This is a genomic window from Mesorhizobium sp. M2A.F.Ca.ET.042.01.1.1, from assembly GCF_003997405.1.
Lineage (GTDB): Bacteria > Pseudomonadota > Alphaproteobacteria > Rhizobiales > Rhizobiaceae > Mesorhizobium.
In genome coordinates, this window is the sequence record NZ_RZRX01000577.1 from 1 (window position 1) to 1,163 (window position 1,163).

Here is a 1,163-nt window from a genome sequence, read left to right on the forward strand (position 1 = left end):
GGAGTTTGTCATGACCCAACTTCGCCAGCGCATGAGCGAGGACATGCAGGTGCGCAATTTCGCGCTCAACACCCAGCTGTCGTATCTGCAACAGGTGTGGCTGTTCGCCCGCCACTTCGGCAAGTCGCCGGACTTGCTCGGGCGCGAGGATATTCGGACCTATCAGGTCTATCTGGCCAACGAGAAGAAGCTGTCGCCCGGCTCGATTCACTCCGCCATTGCGGCGCTGCGCTTTCTCTACAATGTGACGCTCGATCGGGACTGGGCGCCTGAAGAGGTCCTCCCGCTTCCCAAGAAGCCGCAGAGGCTGCCGATCGTCCTCAGTGCCGAGGAAGTTCAGCGGTTCCTCGGTTGCGTCCTCGACGTCAAACACCACGCCATCCTGACCACGTGCTATGCCGCCGGCTTGCGCATCTCGGAAGCGGTTCAACTGAAGCCCACGGGCATCGACAGCCAGAGAATGGTCATTCGCGTCGAGCAGGGCAAAGGCCAGAAGGACCGCTACGTGATGCTGTCGCCCAAGCTCCTGGGGATTCTGCGCGATTACTGGAAGATGCGGCGACCGAAGGAATGGCTCTTCCCCGGCGATCGTGCCGACCAGCCGACCACCAGGAGTGCGGTGGGACAAGCCTGCGCGAAAGCGCACGACCTCTCCGGATTGTCTAAACCGGTCACGCCGCACAGTTTGAGGCACGCCTTCGCCGTGCATCTGCTGGAGGCCGGTGCCGACGTGCGCACCATTCAACTGCTGCTCGGTCACAGGAGCCTTGCGACCACCGCCCATTACCTGCGGATCGCCACCAACAAGGTGTGCGCTACGTCGAGCCCCTTCGAGCTCTTGCCGCGCCCGGCGCCCACCGTGCCGCCGCCTGCCAAGCCGCAATACTTCTGAACGGTCGCGGCAATGGCCCGCTCGGGGTCGGAAGTGGCGGATATCTTCCGCAACTACGGCGAAGCCTATCGCGCACAGCATGATGCGTCGCTGTCGACCGCCCAGCGCCGCGTCAAGACGGCGATCGAACTGTGCCGGACCGCCGCGCTCGGCGGGCACGTTGAAGCATGCGACCAATGCGGCCACCGGCGCATCGCCTTCAACAGCTGCCTTATGGGCAAAGCCGGTAATGGGGAGCTGGCGGCAATTTGATCGCGCTCCTGCACCAGTC

General features: G+C 63.5%; 1 protein-coding gene and 1 pseudogene. Both read left to right on the forward strand.

Annotation, left to right across the window (positions count from 1 at the left end; all coding sequences use genetic code 11):
* Positions 1 to 10 precede the first annotated feature (10 nt).
* A complete protein-coding gene (locus EOA23_RS34950; RefSeq protein ID WP_127307340.1) occupies positions 11 to 892 on the forward strand; it encodes a tyrosine-type recombinase/integrase in 882 nt (293 codons plus the stop codon).
* Positions 893 to 904: 12 nt separating this feature from the next.
* A pseudogene (locus tag EOA23_RS34955) lies at positions 905 to 1,102 on the forward strand (transposase zinc-binding domain-containing protein); the annotation flags it as partial.
* Positions 1,103 to 1,163: the final 61 nt, after the last annotated feature.